Origin of the sequence: Humibacter ginsenosidimutans, from assembly GCF_007859675.1 — a bacterium.
Lineage (GTDB): Bacteria > Actinomycetota > Actinomycetes > Actinomycetales > Microbacteriaceae > Humibacter > Humibacter ginsenosidimutans.
Map to the genome: position 1 here is coordinate 2,570,200 of NZ_CP042305.1, position 18,178 is coordinate 2,588,377.

Genomic DNA, 18,178 nt, shown 5'->3' on the forward strand with positions numbered 1-18,178 from the left:
GGCGCGTCTCGCCCGCAGCCTACTCCGCGAGGAGCAGGTAGAGCGCCTTGCGCAGTTCGTCGATCTTCTCGGCGGCCTGCTTGCGCTGTTCGTCGGTCGCGGCGAAGCGGAACTGGTGCACGACGCCCATCAGCTTGCCGATGGACTCGTGCAGCACGGCATCCGCCTCGGTGCGCGACGGCGTGGCCTTCCACGCCGCGGCGAGCTCCGACTCGTGCTGCTCGATGTAGGCCTTGCCCGCATCGGTCAGCTCGTAGTCGGTGCGGCGGCCGTCACCGGTCGCCTCGACGAGTTCCTCGTCGACCAGCTGCTGGAGCGTGGGGTACACCGAGCCGGGGCTCGGTCGCCACAGGCCGTCGGTCTTCTCGGCGATGGCCTTGATGAGCGCGTAGCCGTTCTTCGGACCGTCGCCCAGCAGGCTGAGGATGGCGGCACGGATGTCTCCGCGCGACGCACGCTTGCGGCCACGGGCGCCGAAGGCGGCGAGCACCGACGGGTCGAATCCACGCGGGTCGAAGCTCGGACCGAAGCCACGACGACCGGGGCCCGCGTAGCCGTGGCCGGGGAACTCGTGGCCGGGAAAGTCCTCGCCACGACCGGCGCCGCGGTGCGGCAGGTCGTCGTCGTGGTGCATGCGGTGAGGCCCGTGGCCCCAGTGGTCGGGTCGGCCGGTGTGGTCGTGGGGGCGACGCTGTTCGTCGCCGCAGAAGTAGTCGTTCTTCATAGCGAGTCTCCTATCGTTGACTATCTAAGACATGTCAACGATATATCGCTAGAAGATGTTCCGCAACGCGATGTGTTCGTCCCACAGCGAACGCGCAGGCTCCACAGTTCGCACCCCGCCATCGCCTCGAGTGCCGTCGCCTCGAGGACCGCTGCCTGCTTCCGGTCGCAGAAATGGCCCTTATGCGTCGCCATAAGGGCCATTCGTGCGACCTGAACCACGTTGTGGTCGGGCGGTGCGGCGGCCGTGCGCTGGGTAGCGCGAGGCTTGGCGGCGGTGGGCAGCGCGGCACTCGGCGACGGGTCGCGGAGCCACCTCAGCCGGCGGAGCCCTGGGATGCCGCCCACTCGGCGACGCGGGCCGCGCTCTCCTCGAACGAGAGGTCCTCGACGCGCGTCATCACCGACCAGCGCACGCCGAAGGGGTCGAGCACCGAGGAATACCTGTCGCCGTTGACGAAGGTGGTGGGCTGCTCGCGCACGGTCGCGCCCGCGGATGCCGCGGCATCCGTCACCGCATCGCAGTCGGTCACGTAGACGGCCAGTGAATAGTCGCGCCGCTCGGGGTCGTCGGCGACCACCAACCCGTACTGCTCGATGGGGTCGCTCAGCGTGAGCATGCCGGTGCCGAAGTCGAGGACGGCGTGGGCGACGCCGTCTCCGCCGGGGAAGCGCGTGACGTCGAGCACGCGGGCTCCGAAGACGTCGCGGTAGAAGTCGATCGCTTTGCTCGCATCACGCACCACGATGTGCGGCGTGATCGAGGTGGAGCCGTGCGGGAGGCCGTTCGTGGTGTGCTCGCCGTTGGCGGCGGGGTGTTCAGTCGTGGTGTTCATGCCTCGACGGTAGGCGCGGTGCGTCGGTGGCGTCTTGTACTTTTGCGACATGGCGGATGCCACCCCGCGCTCACGTGGGCACCTCAACCCCGGCGATCCCGGCGTCGTCTTCGACAGATTCACGCTCGACGACGACCTGAATCCGCTGGTGCGGCACGTGTGGGTGGTGCGCTGGCACGTGCCCGCCGGCGAGGAGCTCACGCAGCGCGTGCTCGCCTACCCGGCGTTCAACGTGGTGTTCGAGCACAGCACTGCGAGAGCGGGCACCGCATCACCGGGGCCGGCGGCCGGCGCCGAGCCCCGACCCGCCGCGCCAGCCGGCCGCATCTTCGCACCGAGCGGTCGCATCAGCGCTCGACGGTTGACAGGTTCGGGCTGGGGCGTCGGGTTGCTGCTTCGGCCGTGCGCCGGCCGCGTTCTGCTGTCGCGCTCCGGGACGACCCCGGATGATGTGCCCCCGCAGGGCACGGTGCTCGAAGACGCACCGGGGGCGTCCGTGGCACGGCTGCTGACCGGTGCGGACGCGACGGGTGCGGACGCGACGGGCGGGCTCAGTGACGTGGCTCGTGATGGGCTGCGGGGCATCCTGAGCCGCTGGCTGCGCCCGGTTCTAGAGCTCGTGGACGACCGTGACCGCCTCGTCAACGAGGCCTGCCTGCTCGCGGAGACCGATGCATCCCTGCAGCGCGCCGCCGACCTCGCAGCCCGTCTCGGCGTGGCTCCGCGCACCCTTGAACGCGCGACGCGGGACTACGTCGGGCTGGTGCCCAAGTGGCTCATCGAGTGTCGTCGGCTGCAGGATGCCGCCACGACCCTCTACGCCCGGCCCGCCACCGATCTCAGCCGGCTGGCCGCCGAGCTCGGCTACGCCGACTACGCGCACCTGTCGCGCCGGTACCGTGCGGTGCTCGGAGAGACGCCGCGCGCCACCCGCGAGGCGGGACGTGCACACGCCGAGGCGGCCGCGGCGCGGTGACGCGACGGGCTTTCACCATGCTTCCGGCCCGACGACCTGCACCGCTCCGCCGTCGGCCGGGTCGGCCTACGAGCCGACTGACAGCCGGTCCGCGGTGCGGAGGGGGCTGCGGGAGAAGACGATGCTGAAGGCGATGTATCCGATGGCGAGCACGGCGAGGGCGACCCTGGTTCCGAGGTATTGCCCGGAAACACCGCCGAGAAGTGCACCCAAGGGAATCGTCGCCGCGTTGAGCACCTGCGAGACGGCGCTGACTCGACCCTGCAGCCGTTGCGGTGTGTGCTGCAGGCGAAGAGTGGTGAGAGCGACGCTGCCGAGGGAGATGCCGAAGCTGATCGCGCACACCCCGATCGCGAAGAGTGTTGCAGCGGCTCCGGTCTGGGTGATGGGAAGCAGAAGCGCGGCGGGCGCGGTGGCCAGGAAGGCGAGGATGGCGATGCGTCCGAGTCCGTAGCGGTCGTTGAGGCCACGGCTGAGGAGTGCCCCGGCGAGTCCGCCGATGCCGCCGACGGTGAGCACGATGCCGACGGCGGTGGGGGCCAGGTGGGCCGATCGTACGAGGAAGACGATCTCGAGAGCGCCGATGGCGGTGATGAACAGGTTGGCCGTTGCCGCACCCGTGGTGATAGCCGCCAAGAGCGAGTTCGTGCGCAGAGTGCTCAGCCCCTCGGCGATGTCGGCGCGGATCGATCGCCGGGCACCGGCATCCGGTGGAGCATAGGGTGCTGCGATGGTCAGCAGCGCGACGCTGCAGAGGATGAAGCTGAGCGCATCGACGGTGATCGTGGTGGATGCGCCGACGATCGCGACGAGCGCTCCCGCGAGGGAAGGGCCCGCGATACGAGCAGCGGAGCGTCCGGACTGCAGGTAGCCATTGCCTGCGCTGAAGAGATCGGACGGAAGGAGCTGCCGTAGGTAGGGGGCGTAAGCGGCTTGGAAGAACGCGGTGAAGAACCCCGTCAGCGTCGCCGCGACGAGCAGGAACGGCAGGGTGAGCATCCCGAAGGCCCCGGCAAGTGGGATCGTGCCGAGCGTGCACGCCCGGCCGATATCCGCGGCGACCATCATGGACCGGCAGCGGCGTTGATTGCGGTCGACGAGAGCGCCGAGGAGCAGCCCGAGGAACACGGAAGGAATCCACTGCACCGCTTCCAGCAGCCCGACGGTCAGCGTGCTGGCGTGCAGCTGCTGAACCGCGACGAGCGGGAGCGCGACCATCGTGACCATGCTGCCCGCCGCGCTGACCGTCTCAGCGGTGAGGAAGACGGCGAACGGAGCGCCGAGGCGTTGCTGTCGCACGATCACCCGGCGCGGTCGGTGCGGACCGGATCCGACTCCACGGTCTGGGACGCAGCCGCCGCTCGGGCATGCCAGGCGCACAGAGCTTCATCGCTCTCCTGTGTCGACGGGCCGGCAGGCCCACCGGTGAGCGAGCCGGACTGCTGGCCGAGGCGATCACGGACGATCGCCTCGGGGACGCCGCCCGCCAGCAGCTCGACGGCATGCAGCCGGCGCAGGTCCGAGAGCCGGACCGTGACGCCGGCGGCGGCGCAATACCGATTCCAGCGCGCCAGCACCGATTGATAGCGGAGCGGCACTTCTCGTCCTGGTGCCGTGAACAAGGCACCCGACGTGCGTCCGCTGACGCGGATCAGGTTGCTCATCCGCAGCAGCACCTGTCGGTCGTCGACCAGAACGCGACGCCGAACGCCACCCCAACCCGGCACTTGCAGACATCGCCCTGCCTCGTCGTAGTCCTCGATCCGCAGCGCGAGCGCTTCGCCGGGGCGAAGCCCGAGGCGAGCGAGCACACGGTACAGCAACTGATCACGATCGGCTTGCCGTGGAATCACCGCCAAGACGTTCTCGACATCGTCGCGCGTCGCAGCGTGGGTCGGCTCTCCGCTCGATGCGGCGGACCCCACTCGATCTGCGGAGCCGTGCGCTTCTTTCACGCCCGACAGAAGCGCATCCTGTCCGCACCACCGCAACAGGCCGCGAAGGGCGGACAGTCGTCGCGCCGTGGTCGCGGGGGCGGCACCCCTTGCCCACGCCGTGTACGTGGAGACCGCGGCAGCATCGAGCGTTCCGCCCGTTTCGGCCGCGCAGTCGACCAGGCGCGCAAGGTCCGTGCCATAGCCACGCACCGTGTGTTCGCGCCGCCCTCTCCGCCGCAAGTCCAGGAGGTAGGACTCCACGGTTGCGCTCGCATCCATAGCTGTGACATTACACATTGACACAGGTTGGTGGGAAGAGGCCCTCGACCGGGTCGTGCCGTTCTCAAGCTCACAGGGAGGCGGATCGCGGCGCTCGAGCGTGGTGCCGGACAGCCCGAGATCTCGTCGGCCGCGCGGCACAGAACTCATGCGACTTCGACTCGCGGGCGCCGCTCAGCCCACGAAGACCAACCCCGCCGAGGCCACACCCGTGCTCCGAAGCGTCAGTCGAGCAGAGTCGCCCCTGTGGCGTCGAGGAAGTCGATGTGCACGTGGTTGCACGTGTCGTCGATCTGTTGGAAATGCTCGAGCGAGAGGCTCGATCGGCAGTTCACCTGGCCGACAGTGGAGTGCGCGGGCACGACGCCGTCGAGCGCCTCGATCAGCTTGATGGAGTCGGAGTCACCGCCGGAGAGCGCGTGCCCGTTGAGCAGGAAGAAGTCGACGGCGTGACCGCCGCCGTCGGTGTAGTGGGCGGACGCGGTTCCCGCACCCTCGATCTGCCCTGTGCAATGCCGGTTGATGTCGCTCACGCCCACGGTGTTGAACTTGGTGAGTGCGAAGGCTATGGCCTGCAGCACGCGGTAGTCGATGCCGCAGCCCGGCACAGCCTCGCCCGCGGCGAGATAACGGATCTCGAAGATGTGGTCGGGGGAGCTGCCCGTGAGACGTCCCTGCGTCACGGCGGACATGAGCTGCTTCGCGAGCGCCTGCGTCTCAGGTGCGACGACCGTGCCCAGCGTCGAGTCCAGTGCGGTGGACAGCGTGTGCGCACTGTATGAGGTGCTGTCGATCGAACCGCTGTCGACCGAACCGACGGCCAGGGTCTGCAGCTTGCCCGACGTCGCGCTGTTGACCACCGGATCGTCGAACTGGGCGTAGGCGGGCACAGCGGTCGTGGCCACGAGCCCCGCCGCGGCCACCATGATCGCCGTCTTGGCGATCAGCTTGGCCAGCGGAGACCGGCGACGAAGCGAAAGACGCGCACGACGCGGAGTTGTGCTGAGGGCACGGGCCGTCGACGTCGAGCGCTTCCCGCGTGCGACCTGCTTCGCCTCGGTCTTCGGCTCCCGCTTCGACCCGGTGCGCGGCTCGCTCCGACGTCCGCCCCTCTCGGAGCCCCGATCATCGGCCGACGGAGTCGCTCGGCGGTTCTGCCGGTCTCGGTGACCACGACGCGGCGACGAGGATGCCCCGCCCGCGACGCCCACACCCGGCGCGCCCCACGACGCCTCGGCTCCGGGTCCCGGCAACGCGATCGGCACGGGGGCGGAGTCCGTCGCCCGCGCCAGCTCGTCCGGACGCAGGCGAACCCGGCCGGTCTGCGTGCTGACGGGGATCTCGTCGAGCTGGTGGTTGCGTGCCGCATCCGGCGCGCGGCGGAGGTCTGGTGCGCGTCGCGCGTCGTCACCACCCGGTCCGTGGGAACGGTCGGTGGCGCCTCGGTCGGCGGGGTGCACGGGGGCGCTGCGCTGAGCATCCCTCTCGCGCACCTCGACGGTGGTCGCACGGTGCGGCGCCTGCTGCTCGGGCTCGTCGAAGAGTCCGAGCAGTTCGGCGAAGGAGTCCTGCCGTGGTTCGGGCGCGGGAGTCGTGGTCGGCCGGCCCGATGCGGGCACGGCGTCGGCGGTCACCTGCTGCGCGGGCGACGGGAGTGCGGCCGGTGCGACGGTGGTCGCCGCCTCGAACGGCGGGACGTGGGGACGCAGCGCCGGAGCCTGCTGCTGGGCTGCGGCTGACTGCGCTTCCGGGAAAGACAGTGCCTGCGACGGGTACTGCGGCGCAGCGTAGGTCGTGTGCGCGACGGTCTCTGCGGGGGCCGCAACCGGGGTCGCCGAGGCGGGCGTGGCATCCTGCGCCGCGGCCTGCTCGTAGGCCCGCCGCTCTCTGCGGCTCAAGAAGACCTGCTCCCCGTCGCCCGATTCGGGCGCGCTCGGCACCGGGGTGGAGCGCGCGGGAAGCAAGGGGTCAGTCACAGGGGCGTGGGTCTCGGGCTGTCGGAACTGCCGGGGTGTACCGGCACGGTGCCCCCATGTTATCCGGCCGTTATCTGGATGTCACCTAGGTTGTGCAGGTCGAGCCGTGGTATGCGGCGGCGTGCGAAAGCCCTGACGGCGGCCCGCTCACGGGCCCATCGTCCCCCATCGACAACGAGACGCCCCGCCCTGGTCATGTCTCCCAGGGCGGGGCGTCTCGTCGCGGCCGTCGTGCCGTCGGGCGTGACTTCTAGCCCTCGGCCATCGCCAGCGCCTCCTCGGCACGCTCGGGGCTGCCCTCGGCGAGGCCGCGGGCGATGCCCCGCGAGTTCAGCGCCCACAGGATGAGCGCCACGATGAGCACCATGATCTCGGTCACGGTCAGCGCCCAGATGATGCCGGTCAGGCCGAACCACAGGTTCGCCAGGATGACCACCGGGATGAAGAGCACGCCCTGCGTCATCGAGAGCACGATGGCCGCTGTGCCGCGCCCGGTGCCCTGCATGAGCGAGGTGATGAGGCCGGTGAAGCCGTTGCCGATCATCGCCACGAGCTGCGCGGTCATGATCGTGACGCCGACGGCCAGCAGTGAGTGGTCCGACGAGAACAGCGAGAACAGCTGGTCGCGGAAGAGGAACACCACGACGAAGAAGAACGCGCCGATCGCGCCGACAGCGACGGCCGAGGCCCGTACCGACGACCAGAGGCGCTTGGCGTCTCCCTTGCCGAACGAGTAGGCGAGCAGCGGCAGCACGCCGATGGTGATGCCCATGATGAGGAACTCCGGCACCTGCGCGATGCGCACCGCGACGCCCATGGCGGCCAGCGGTCCGTTGCCGTGCTGCGCGGCGAGGTTGTTGAGCACCAGGCTGGTGACGATGAGGAACGCCGACTGCAGCAGCTCGCCCATGCCGACGCTGAAGACCGGCTTCAGCACGGATGCCCGCAGCGCGAACCAGCGCGGGGCGAGGCTGATGTGCTCGCTGTGCTTGGTGAGCCATCCCGCGTAGTAGACGACGGAGACGAGGTTCGACAGTCCGATCGCGAGCGCGGCGCCGGCGACGCCCCAGTGCAGCACCAGGATGAACAGCACGTCGAACACGAGGTTTGCGATGGTGGAGGCGATCAGGCCGATCATCGACTGCCGCGCGGCACCCTCTGCACGCACCAGCTGCTCCAGGCAGAAGGCCGCGGCGAGCACGGGCACGAAGCAGAGGAACACGGCGACATAGGATGCCGTCGCCGGCGCTGCTGCGGCATTCGCGCCCAGCACCGACACGAGCGGGTTCAGGAAGATCAGCCCGATCGCGCCGAGCACGGCCCCCACGACGACCGATCCCCACACGGAGAACGACGAGACGTGCTTGATCTCGCCGGCCTTGGATGCCTCGTTCTCGGAGGCCCCGAGCAGTCGCGAGATCAGTGCGCCGCCGCCGACTCCGAAGACGCCGCCGACCGCCATGACGAGTCCGAGCAGCGGGGTGCCGAACGTGATGGCGGCCAGCAGCACGGAGTCGTGCAGCGAGCCGATGAAACCAGCGTTGATGACGTTGTAGACGGCGCCGACGACCATGCCGGCGGCCATCGGCACACAGAGGTGCACGAGGGCCCGCACGATCGGCGCGGCGGAGAGGTACCAGCGGTTCGAGCCGACTTGCCCGGCCTTGGGTGGTGTATCGAGTGCTTCGGCGGAGATTTCTGCAGACATGATGGGCTCCTTTTCGGGCATGACGGCATGACGGTCCCGGACCCCGTGGGGCTCGGTGCCGTGCAGGCGTGACGGGATGGCGACGCGGGCGCGGGCGATGTCGGCCGCCCGGTGCGGCGCCGTGGTCGATGTGAGGTCTTGGCGGGCCCGACGGGCCCGATGGAGGGGCGGCTCTCGCCGCTACGGTCTCTCGACTTCGGGGAGGGCCGCAGTGATCTTGGTCAGGAGAGTCTCAAGCTGATCTCGCTCGGCGTCGGTCAGGGGCGACAGGATCTCCTCGTCGGCCGCCAGCATCGCGTCATCGAAACCCGCGATGAGTTCGGCACCGGCCTCTGTGGCGTAGACGCGCTTGCTGCGCTCGTCGCCCTCCTCGGTGCGTCGCTCGATCAGGCCGCGACGTTCCAGGCCCTGCAGCATGCTCGACACACTCGCCGCGGTGGTGCGGGTCATGTGCGCGATATCGCGCTGCTTGGCTCCGGGCTCCTCGGCCAGGTAGCCGAGCACGAACCCCTGCTCGAACGTGATGCCACGCTCGCGGATCCAGTCCTCGGCGGCCTTGCGCTGAGCCCAGCCGATCCAGCGCAGCAGCTGGAGGCTGCTCCTGATCTCGAACTCTCGCTGTGCCATATTTAGAACACTAACTGTTTGAATTCTAACTGTCAAGCCTCGAACTGATTTTTCTTTCGGCGGCGCCGTGGGCTGCACGCTCCGTCTGGTCGAGCCTGCGCACCCAGGGCTTTACGCCAGCAACGACCGGATGTCGTCGGCCGTCAGCGAGGACGAGAACGCACCGTCGTCGTCGAGCACCGCGTCGATGAGCTCCGCCTTCTGCGCGGCGAGCTTCATCACCTTCTCCTCGATGGTGTCGGCAGCGACCATGCGGTAGACGATCACGCGGCTCGTCTGTCCGATGCGGTGCGTGCGGTCGATGGCCTGCGCCTCCGCCGCCGGGTTCCACCACGGGTCGAGCAGAAACACGTAGTCCGCCTCGGTGAGGTTGAGCCCGAACCCGCCCGCCTTGAGGCTGATCAGGAACACCGGCGCGTCTCCCTCGCGGAACCCTCGGATCGTCTCGGCCCTGCGCCGGGTGGAGCCGTCGAGGTAGGAGTAGCGGATGCCGGCCGCATCCAACCGCTGCGCCACCTTCGCGAGATACGACGTGAACTGGCTGAAGACGAGCGTGCGATGCCCTTCGGCGATCACGTCGCCGAGCTGATCGAGCAGGGAGTCGAGCTTGCTCGAGGGGATGTCGGCGTTGTCGGGGTCGACGAGCGAGGCATCCACCGCGAGCATGCGCAGCAGCGTGATCGACCTGAACACGATGAACCGCTGCCGGTCGAGATCGTCGAGCAGCCCGAGCACCTTCTGCCGCTCGCGCTGCAGCCACGTGTCGTAGAGCCTGCGGTGCTTCGGGTCGAGCGGGATGCTCAACACCTGCTCCTGTTTCGGCGGCAGCTCGGGCGCCACGAGCTGCTTGGTGCGACGAAGCAGCAGCGGGCGGATGCGCCGACGCAGGCGACGCAGGCGGGCCGCGCCGTGTGCGGCATCCGTTCCGTGCGCCGGACTCGCGGCCGCCGCGACGGGTTTGACGTACTCCTCGACGAACTGCCTGCGCGACGGGAACAGGCCGGGCGCCACGATCGAGAACATCGCCCACAGCTCGAGCAGATTGTTCTCCAGGGGCGTGCCGGTGACGGCGAGGCGGAACGGGGCATCCAGCTCGCGGGCCAGCCGGTGCGTCTGCGACGCGTGATTCTTCACGAACTGGGCCTCGTCGAGCACCAACCCCGCCCAGCGCTGGGCGGCGAACCGCTCATGGTCGAGCCGGAACACCGTGTAGCTGGTGAGCACGATGTCGGCGTCGGCGATCGCCTCCGCCATCGGTGTGCCGTCTTTGCGGCGGGTGGCGGTGAGGAATGCCACGCGCAGCCCCGGCGTGAACCTCGCCGCCTCGCTCGCCCAGTTCGACACCACCGAGGCGGGAGCCACCACGAGAAACGGCGCCGGCAGTTCCGAATCTCCCTCGGCCGAAGGCAACGGTGCAGGATATTCGTCGCGCCACGCCGGATATGTGCTCGGCTCAGGGGATGTCCTGTTCCGCGGATCGCGTACGACGTCGCGGGTGACGTCCCGCGCGTGAGCGATCATCGCGAGGGTCTGCACGGTCTTGCCCAGCCCCATGTCGTCGGCGAGCACGCCACCGAGGCCGTGCCGCCACAGGAAGACGAGCCAGTCGTAGCCGTCGCGCTGATAGGGACGCAGCTCGACGGCCAGCCCGGACGGCAGAGGGGCGCGCTCGACGAGCCTTGCCGCGTCGTCCGGACGCTCCGCCCCGCGTTCCGCCGCCCGCACCACATCGAGCAGTCCACCGACGGTCTCCCGCCATTCGACGGCCGGCAGCGACTCGTCGGCCAGGTCCTCGAAGTCGGCCCAGAGCGCCGCCTGATATCGGCTGATGCGCGGACCGGTCTCCCACTCGGCGAGCGCCTCCGACTCCGACAGCAGCTCCTTGAGCCGGTCGAACACGGGCTTGTTCAGCGAGAGGTAGCTGTGATCGACGAGCAGCAGCTTGCGCTTGCCGGTGGCCAGCGCCTCGAACAGCGGTTGGAACGGGATGCTCCGCCCCGCGACCGTGACCATGATGCCGAGGTCGAACCAGTCGTTCTGGTCGGTCGGCACCGTCGTGACCGTGAGCTCCGGGGTCTCCTTCAACTCGCGGTATTCGATGCGCTCGCCCTCGATGTCGACGCGGATGCGCGGGGTGGCACCGGTATTGCCGTCGGAGGCGCCGCCGGTGAGAGCTTCGATGCGCGGCAGCACCTGCTCGACCCATTCGGCGGCGTCGATGCCGCGCAGGGTGCGTTCCGCGAGCGGCGCCTCGGAGTCGGCGGAGTCGCCCGCGGCCTCGACGAAGGCCGCGATTGCGGCTGCCTCGGCATCCGGATCGCGGCGAGCACGGTCGGCGGCCGTCGGAAGCGCGGGAAGCGCGGCGACGCGACCGCCCGCGCTGTACTCCCAGCCGAACGCGATCACGACGGTCTGCTTCGGACGGAACGACACGGTGACCACGAGCGTTGGCGGGACGAGCTCGGGGAGGTCGGTGTCGGCATCCGCTGCACGTACGGGGAGCGAACGGGCCAGCGCCGGGTACGCGTCGCGGAGGAACTCGCCGACGTCGTCGGCCGGCACCTCGATCTCGCCACGACGCAAGGCGATCAGCACCTGCTGCGTGAGCGGACGGTTCACCGGCGCGAGGGTCACCAAGGGTCCTGGACGCGGCGCATCGGCGGTGGGTGCCGGCCACTCCACCAGCGCGACGCCGTGATCGCCGATCGGATGCGCCCGGCCATCGGTCACGGTGCGTCCTTCGACCGCGAGCGCCGGCGTCAGCACCAGCGCGCCGTCGTCGCGCGTGGTCGCGACGGCCTCGAGCTGGGCGTCGCCGGCGAGCACGAGGGTGCCGTGCTTGTCACCGGAGAGAATCCGGATGCCGCGTGCCCGGGCATCCTGGAGCAGTCGCCAGAGCAGCGGTGACGAGTACTCCTGCAGCGCGAGGCGTGGACCCTCGCCGCTGAAGTATCTGCCGGGCGTGGCGCGTGCGAGGGTCTCGAATTCGACGAACCAGCGCAGCTGCTCTGGGTCGTACCCGGCCTCGTGCGTGCGGTAGTGCAGGCTGCCCCAGGTGGCCTTGGCGCCTCGCCAGCCGCGTTGGCCCGGCGCGCCGATGCGCGCCGTGACCTCGACCACGCCGATCGAGTCGCGGGTGGCGGCCTGCGTCGTCTCGGTGGCGCGCTCCCAGCGCCCGCCGGAACTCGCGCGGCGGCGCACGCGCTCGCGCACCTCGATCAGCAGCGCGAGCGGGGTGTGCCCGGCGGCCGGCTCGGCGGCCGTGGTGAGCGAGCGCACTGCGCCGCGCCATCCCGACCCGTCCGGCACGGCGGCCGCCGAGCTCGCGTCGTGTCGGCGCGAGCTGGCGAGCATGGCGGCGGCGACGTGCTTGCACGCGGCGCCGACGGGGCAACTGCAGCCGCTCGCGGTCGGCCGGTGGCCACGGCCGGCTGGCACGAGCGCGACCCAGCAGGAGTAGGGTCGCGGCTCGCTGCCGACGACCTGCGCTTCGAGCACTCCTGTGCGCCATGCCAGCTGCTGCACCGCGGATCCCGCGTACGATCCCGCCCGCAGCAGAGCGGCCTCACCGACGAAGTCGCGGATGGCCCCGACGTCGACGAACGGGAACCAGGGGCCGGGCACCCGCCCATGCTCTCACGCGCCGGTGACAGGGCTCGAAGGGCGACATCGCCCCCAGGTCGAGGAGCACCGCGAAGCGGCGCGCCTCGAAACCCGCCCTCACTCCACCCCGGCGAGCCCCCGCAGCACGGTCACGAGCGCGGGAGCGTCGACGGTGGCGAAGAAGCGGGCATCCGCGTCTTCCACCACGCCCACGGCGCGCTTCGCGAGCGCGGCGCCCTCCGGCGTGACCAGCACCGTCTTCGCCCTGCTGTCCGCGGGGTCTGCCGCACGAGTCACCAGTCCCTTCGCCTCGAGCCGCCCGAGCACCTCGGAGGCCATCTTCACGTCGGCGCCCGCCTGCGCGGCGACCCGCACCTGATTCGGCGTCTCACCCGAGCGCCCGAGCCACCACGCGCAGGCCAGCAGCACGAACTGCACGTGCGTGAGGCCGAGCGGTGTGAGAGCGGATGCCATCGCCCGCTGCCACGCGGAGGTCACGCGCCAGAGCAGAAAGCCCGGGCTCTCGCTCGGGCCGCCCGCGAAACGGGTGCCCTCAGGCATCCGACGGCTCCGTCGCGGCCTCGCCGTCGACGAGACGCGCGGCCGCGTCGAAGAGGGCCTGCATCGACTCCGCGAAGTCGCCGGAGATCTGCGGGCCGAGCTCCGGTCCGATCTCGTCGGCCGATGCGCCGTCGATCTCGAGCCGGTGCGTCACGCTCGTGCCCGTGCCGGTCGGCACGAGCGTGTGCCGGAAGGTCAGCGTGAGGTCGCCGAACACGGTCTCGTCGGCGTAGGTCGTGTTCTCCACCACGTCGATGATCGTGGACTCGAAGGTCTCCTGCCCGTCGGGCGTGACGGAGACATGGGTGCCGACGGCGAACGGTCCGTGCAGCACGAACTCGTCGGCGCCGTCGTAGGTGAGTTCGCCTTCGTGCAGCGCGCGCAGCGCTGCCCACACGTCGGCGGGGGAGAGCGAGGTCTCTGCGGTGTAGTCGGTGCTCCACATGATGCCGTTCCTTTCGATGGTGGTGCTGGTGGATGATGAAGTGCTCTGTTCACAGATTATCTGTACACAGATCAATAGACAAGCGCTTTTCACCCGGAACCCGCGATGCCCGCTCGGATCGTCGCCACGGTGCGCGGCAGCCCGAGGTTGGGGTCGCGCCTTCGACCATGATCCGAGCGCGACAAAGTATCTCGATGTCAAGATAAAGACATGGATGCATCGATCGCGAGAGACCTGGCTCCGACCGGCACGCTCCGCGCGTCGATCAATCTCGGCAACCCGGTGCTTGCGCAGGGCACTGCCGAGCTGCCGTCCGGGATCACCGTCGACCTGTCGCGCGAGATCGCCGCCCGTCTCGGCGTTCCGGTGTCGTTCGTCTGCTTCGACGCGGCGCGGGACTCGTTCGACGCGCTGCGCAACGGCGTCGCCGACATCGCCTTTCTTGCGATCGAACCTGCTCGCGCCACCGAGGTGTGGTTCACCGAGCCGTACGTGATCATCGAGGGCGTCTACGCGGTGCCGAACGATTCGGCCATCGTCGACGCCGAGGGCGTCGATCGCGCGGGTGTGCGCATCGGCGTGAAAGAGGGATCCGCGTACGACCTCTTCCTGTCCCGCACGCTGACCCACGCCGAGGTCGTGCGCGGACGCGACGGAATCGACGCCTTTCGCGAGAGCGACCTGGAGGTCGCCGCGGGGATCCGACAGCCGTTGAGCCTGGCCGTCTCCGACGATCCTTCGCTGAGGATGCTCGAACCGGCCTTCATGCAGATCAGGCAGGCCGTCGCCACCACCCGCGGGAGCTCGTCAGAGGTACAGAGATATCTCCTGACGACCGTCGAAGCGTGCAAGGCCGACGGCTTCGTTGCACGCGCGCTCGAGCGCTCCGGCCACGACCCCGCGCTCGCGGCACCGCCCGCGGCCGCCGCCGATCAGTCGACCACGCGAACGAGCGGCTCGACGGACTCGAGCTCGGGACCGAGCCCGAGGTCGACGAGCACGACACGGCCCGCATAGCCGGCGGCCGGCCGCAGGAGCAGGCCGGCCTTGTACGCCCCGAAGGTGACGGTCACGTCCGCCGACAGCACGGCGTCGTCGCGCACGTCGCCGGTATCCGGATCGATGCCGCTGGGCAGGTCCACCGCGACGACCCGTTTGCGCGGCGAAAGGACGATGCCGCGGAGTGCCTCGACCACGGCGCGCGCGTCCCCGCGCAGCGCCGGGCTGCGGTACGCGCCCGTTCCGAGGATGCCGTCGACCACCACGTCGGCACCCGTCGCTGCGCGCACGGCGGCGGCCACCACGTCGGTGCCGGGCGCGACCACCCGGGCACCGGCATCCAGCGCCGCCGCGAGCCCCTCGGCATGCGTGCGCGACCCGAGCTCGATGATCGCGACGCCGCATCCGGATGCCGCCAGCTCGGCACCCGCGTACAGGGCGTCGCCGCCGTTGTTGCCCGGCCCGACGAGCAGCACGACGCTCGCCGCCATGGGCGGCACGTCGAGCGTCGCCAGCTCGTCGCGCACCACGGCCGCCAGCCCTGAGGCGGCCCGCGCCATGAGCGGCTCGCCCGCCTCGAGGTGCGGAACCTCGGCGGCCCGCACCTGCTCGGCCGAGTACCCCCTGATCACGTGCCCGACGATACGCCCGCAGCCGTCGCAGCGATCCACTGCCACCTCACCACTGGCCCGGTTCAGGTGCCGAGAATCGGAGTTTCGTCGCGACACGCCCGCGCAGAGCGCGCGCGTCGGCGCGGCGCAGCAGAACTCCGATTTTCAGCACGTGCTCCCACGACGGCACGGGCCATCACCGGCGCGGACTCACCGCCGGGTCGACGCCGTGATGGTGAACTTCGCGTTGCGATCCACCTGTCGCGTCGGGCCGACCATCCGCTGCATCAGCGGCCGGTAGTCGAGGTGCGAGTTGAACACCGTGAACAGCTGCCCGCCGGGGGCGAGGATGCGCGCGGCGGCGCCCACGAGCATCCTCCCGACGCGCAGGTCGAGGGCTGCGCCGTTGTGGAACGGCGGGTTCAGCAGCACCAGGTCGGCCGTGCCGTCGGGGATGCCTTCGCCGGCGTCCTCGCGCCGCACCCCGACACGGTCGGCAACTCCGTTCGCCTCCACCGTCGCGCTGGCGGATGCCGCTGCCGCCGCGGACTGGTCCGTCGCGATCACGCGCACGCCCGGCCGCCGCAGCGCGAGAGCGGACGCCAGCACGCCGGTTCCGCACGCGAGGTCGACGGCGGTGCGCGCATCGGGCGCCGCCTGGTCGAGGTGCGACAGCAGAAAGCGGGTGCCGATGTCGATGCGGTCGGCGGCGAACGCACCGCCATGGGCGCACACCCACAGCCCAGGCGCGATGTCGCGGTGGAACCGCCGGCGCGGCCACGCCTCGGCATCGTCAGGCGCCGCCACCCGCGGCCCGCGCACCGTCAGCACGCGGGCCTTCTGCCGCCCGTGCCCCACGTCGACCCGCTCGAAGTGCCGCAGCAGCACCTCGTTCATGGCCACCGTCAGATGTTTCTGCATGCCGCCCGCGAACACGGTGACGTCGGTGGCGGCGGACGAGGCGAGGATGCCAGCGATCTCGTCGAGCGCATCCAGGCTCTTGGGCAGGCGCAGCAGCACCGCCTTCGCTCCGACCGCCACCGCGGGCCCGAGCTCGCACGAGCGATACGCGTCTGCGAGGTCGAGCGCTCTGGCGTTCGCGGCGAGCGCACGCTCGGCCACCACGGGATCCTGGTGCACACGAATGCGGTCGTCGGGCCTCGCGCCGAGCAGGGTGGCCGCCGCAAGCGTCAACCCGCCGTAGGTGTCGCCCACGACCACGACGTCACGCGGCTCGAGCCCCGCCAGCGTGGCCGCGGCGGAGTCGAGGATGAGGCGATCGGCGGCATCCGAGGCGAACAGATTCGGTGCATCGGCGTCGGGCCACCGACTCAGCCGGGCCCAGTCGAACTCGACCATCCGTTCAGCCTAGGGTGCGTCTGATCGGCCACCACCGAGAACCGCGTGGTGCGGCACACCGATGGCGGGTTCGCAACACCCCCTGCCCGGCGTACGCGACGTGGTCACGGACGCGGCTTGCCCGCGGCGTCATACACTCCGCGGGCGATGTCGACCTGGCCGAGATGCCCCTCCGACCACACGGTGAGGGCCGAGAACACCGGGGCGAGGCTGCGGCCGAGCTCCGTGATCTCGTACTCGACACGCGGCGGAACCTCGGGGTGGTACGTGCGATGGACCAGCCCATCGCGCTCGAGCTGCCGAAGGCGCTGTGCGAGGACCTTCGACGTGATGCCGCCGAGCAGCCGCTCCAGCTCCACGAACCGCTGCAGGCCGAACTCGTTGAGCGTCCACAGAATGGGTGTCGTCCAGCGGCTGAACACGAGGTCGACCACCGGCGCGATCGGACACGGCGCCGCTTCGGGATGCTGCGCGACACGCGCCATGATGCACATCCTTTCGCCGACGGATACCCGTCTGATAGTCACTATCTTCTAGGTACCTAGTGTATCCACGATGCTAACTTCGCGATCACACCACGCGCTGACCCATCGCCCCGCGCGGCCGGCCAAGACCCGACCGCACGTCGTTCGAGCGGGCTGTGCAGCCGATCGGAAGGAACCCCATGAACACCATCGCCGTCACCGGAGCAACCGGGCAGGTCGGCTCAGCACTCGCCGCCGAGCTGTCCGCCGCAGGTCACGATGTCGTCGGGCTCGCGCGCGGCATCGGCTCCGCACCGGCCGAGAGCGCGGGGTACCGCACCCGCACCGCGGACCTCGACGACGTCGAGGGCTTCGCTCGAGCCGTGGCCGGCGCGGATGCCGTTTTCCTGCTCGCCACCGGATCGCACCCCGACGAGCTGGTCGCGAAGGCCGTCGCGACGGGAGTGCGGCACTTCGTGCTGCTCTCCTCACAGGGCGCGGGGACCCGACCGGATGCGTACGCGACCGCCGCCGCCTACGAGTCCGCCGTGCGAGAGTCCGGCGCCGGCTGGACGATCCTGCGACCCTCCGGCTTCGCGTCGAACGCATTCGGCTGGGCGGAAAGCGTGCGCAGGAACGGCGCAGTCTTCGCCCCGTTCGGCGACGTGGCGCTGCCCGTCATCGACCCGCTCGACATCGCCGAATCGGCGGCCGCCGTGCTCGCCTCACCGGGTGACCGCGTCGGGGAGATCTACGAGCTGACCGGACCGGCCGCCGTCACCCCGCGCGAGCAGACCGACGCCATCGCGAAGGCCATCGGCCGCTCACTCGACTTCGCCGAGCTGAGTCATGACGACGCGTTGCGCACGCTGAGCGCCGTGATGCCGGCCGCGGTCGCGGAGGCGACTCTCGGCATCCTCGGTGATCCGACGGAGTCGGAGCGGACGCCGTCGCCCGACGTGCGCCGACTGCTCGGCCGGCCCGCGACATCCTTCGCCGACTGGGCGACGCGGAATGCCGGAGCGTTCGCTCCCGAGCTCGCGAAGGCGTGAGCAGCGCGAACTCGCGGGGTTG

Annotated in this window: 16 protein-coding genes; 3 read left to right on the plus strand and 13 right to left on the minus strand. The window is 70.3% G+C overall.

Annotated features, from left to right (window positions below):
- Positions 1-19: 19 nt before the first annotated feature.
- Both FPZ11_RS11825 and FPZ11_RS11830 read right to left on the minus strand, forming a co-directional pair.
- The gene (locus FPZ11_RS11825; protein WP_146322854.1) at positions 20-634 is read right to left on the minus strand and encodes a PadR family transcriptional regulator; all 615 of its coding nucleotides are present in this window, start codon (positions 632-634) and stop codon (positions 20-22) included.
- A gap of 406 nt (positions 635-1,040) precedes the next feature.
- Complete coding sequence (locus FPZ11_RS11830; protein ID WP_146321161.1) at positions 1,041-1,559, minus strand: VOC family protein; 519 nt, start codon at positions 1,557-1,559, stop codon at positions 1,041-1,043.
- 49 nt (positions 1,560-1,608) lie between these two features.
- Between FPZ11_RS11830 and FPZ11_RS11835 the strand changes: the two genes are divergently transcribed.
- Positions 1,609-2,535: an AraC family transcriptional regulator gene (locus FPZ11_RS11835; RefSeq protein ID WP_146321163.1), complete on the plus strand. Its 927-nt coding sequence runs from the start codon at positions 1,609-1,611 to the stop codon at positions 2,533-2,535.
- 66 nt (positions 2,536-2,601) lie between these two features.
- Here FPZ11_RS11835 and FPZ11_RS11840 read toward each other — a convergent pair whose 3' ends face one another.
- The 8 genes from FPZ11_RS11840 to FPZ11_RS11875 all read right to left on the minus strand — a co-directional run bounded on the left by FPZ11_RS11840 (position 2,602) and on the right by FPZ11_RS11875 (position 13,671).
- Positions 2,602-3,834, minus strand: a complete 1,233-nt coding sequence (locus tag FPZ11_RS11840) for an MFS transporter (RefSeq protein WP_146321165.1) — start codon at positions 3,832-3,834, stop codon at positions 2,602-2,604.
- Positions 3,835-3,836: 2 nt separating this feature from the next.
- Positions 3,837-4,901 (minus strand): tyrosine-type recombinase/integrase, encoded by a 1,065-nt coding sequence (locus FPZ11_RS11845; protein WP_146321167.1) that lies wholly within the window; start codon positions 4,899-4,901, stop codon positions 3,837-3,839.
- Positions 4,902-4,975: 74 nt separating this feature from the next.
- Positions 4,976-6,727, minus strand: a complete 1,752-nt coding sequence (locus tag FPZ11_RS11850; RefSeq protein WP_146321169.1) for a hypothetical protein — start codon at positions 6,725-6,727, stop codon at positions 4,976-4,978.
- A 250-nt stretch (positions 6,728-6,977) separates the two neighbouring features.
- On the minus strand, positions 6,978-8,435 hold the full coding sequence (locus FPZ11_RS11855; protein WP_210415854.1) for an MATE family efflux transporter: 1,458 nt from the start codon (positions 8,433-8,435) through the stop codon (positions 6,978-6,980).
- Positions 8,436-8,615: 180 nt separating this feature from the next.
- Positions 8,616-9,062, minus strand: a complete 447-nt coding sequence (locus FPZ11_RS11860) for a MarR family winged helix-turn-helix transcriptional regulator (protein ID WP_146321173.1) — start codon at positions 9,060-9,062, stop codon at positions 8,616-8,618.
- Positions 9,063-9,173: 111 nt separating this feature from the next.
- Positions 9,174-12,686, minus strand: coding sequence for a DEAD/DEAH box helicase (locus FPZ11_RS19520; RefSeq protein WP_246846229.1), 3,513 nt, complete (start codon positions 12,684-12,686; stop codon positions 9,174-9,176).
- Positions 12,687-12,782: 96 nt separating this feature from the next.
- Positions 12,783-13,226: a MarR family winged helix-turn-helix transcriptional regulator gene (locus FPZ11_RS11870; RefSeq protein ID WP_146321175.1), complete on the minus strand. Its 444-nt coding sequence runs from the start codon at positions 13,224-13,226 to the stop codon at positions 12,783-12,785.
- A complete protein-coding gene (locus tag FPZ11_RS11875; protein WP_146321177.1) occupies positions 13,219-13,671 on the minus strand; it encodes an SRPBCC family protein in 453 nt (150 codons plus the stop codon). Before FPZ11_RS11875 ends, FPZ11_RS11870 begins: the two co-directional genes overlap by 8 nt.
- Before the next feature lie 210 nt (positions 13,672-13,881).
- On the opposite strand from FPZ11_RS11875, the gene FPZ11_RS11880 reads away from it, so the two are divergent.
- Positions 13,882-14,688, plus strand: coding sequence for a transporter substrate-binding domain-containing protein (locus tag FPZ11_RS11880; protein WP_146321179.1), 807 nt, complete (start codon positions 13,882-13,884; stop codon positions 14,686-14,688).
- Here FPZ11_RS11880 and FPZ11_RS11885 read toward each other — a convergent pair.
- The 3 genes from FPZ11_RS11885 to FPZ11_RS11895 all read right to left on the minus strand — a co-directional run bounded on the left by FPZ11_RS11885 (position 14,604) and on the right by FPZ11_RS11895 (position 17,125).
- Positions 14,604-15,302, minus strand: a complete 699-nt coding sequence (locus FPZ11_RS11885; RefSeq protein ID WP_246846230.1) for an NAD(P)H-hydrate epimerase — start codon at positions 15,300-15,302, stop codon at positions 14,604-14,606. The two genes, FPZ11_RS11880 and FPZ11_RS11885, sit on opposite strands and share 85 nt — an antisense overlap.
- 189 nt (positions 15,303-15,491) lie before the next feature.
- The gene (locus FPZ11_RS11890) at positions 15,492-16,640 is read right to left on the minus strand and encodes a class I SAM-dependent methyltransferase (RefSeq protein ID WP_146321181.1); all 1,149 of its coding nucleotides are present in this window, start codon (positions 16,638-16,640) and stop codon (positions 15,492-15,494) included.
- 104 nt (positions 16,641-16,744) lie between these two features.
- Positions 16,745-17,125 (minus strand): winged helix-turn-helix transcriptional regulator, encoded by a 381-nt coding sequence (locus FPZ11_RS11895; protein ID WP_146321183.1) that lies wholly within the window; start codon positions 17,123-17,125, stop codon positions 16,745-16,747.
- 179 nt (positions 17,126-17,304) lie between these two features.
- Between FPZ11_RS11895 and FPZ11_RS11900 the strand changes: the two genes are divergently transcribed.
- Entirely contained in the window at positions 17,305-18,156 is an 852-nt protein-coding gene (locus tag FPZ11_RS11900) for an NAD(P)H-binding protein (RefSeq protein WP_146321186.1), read from the plus strand.
- Positions 18,157-18,178: the final 22 nt, after the last annotated feature.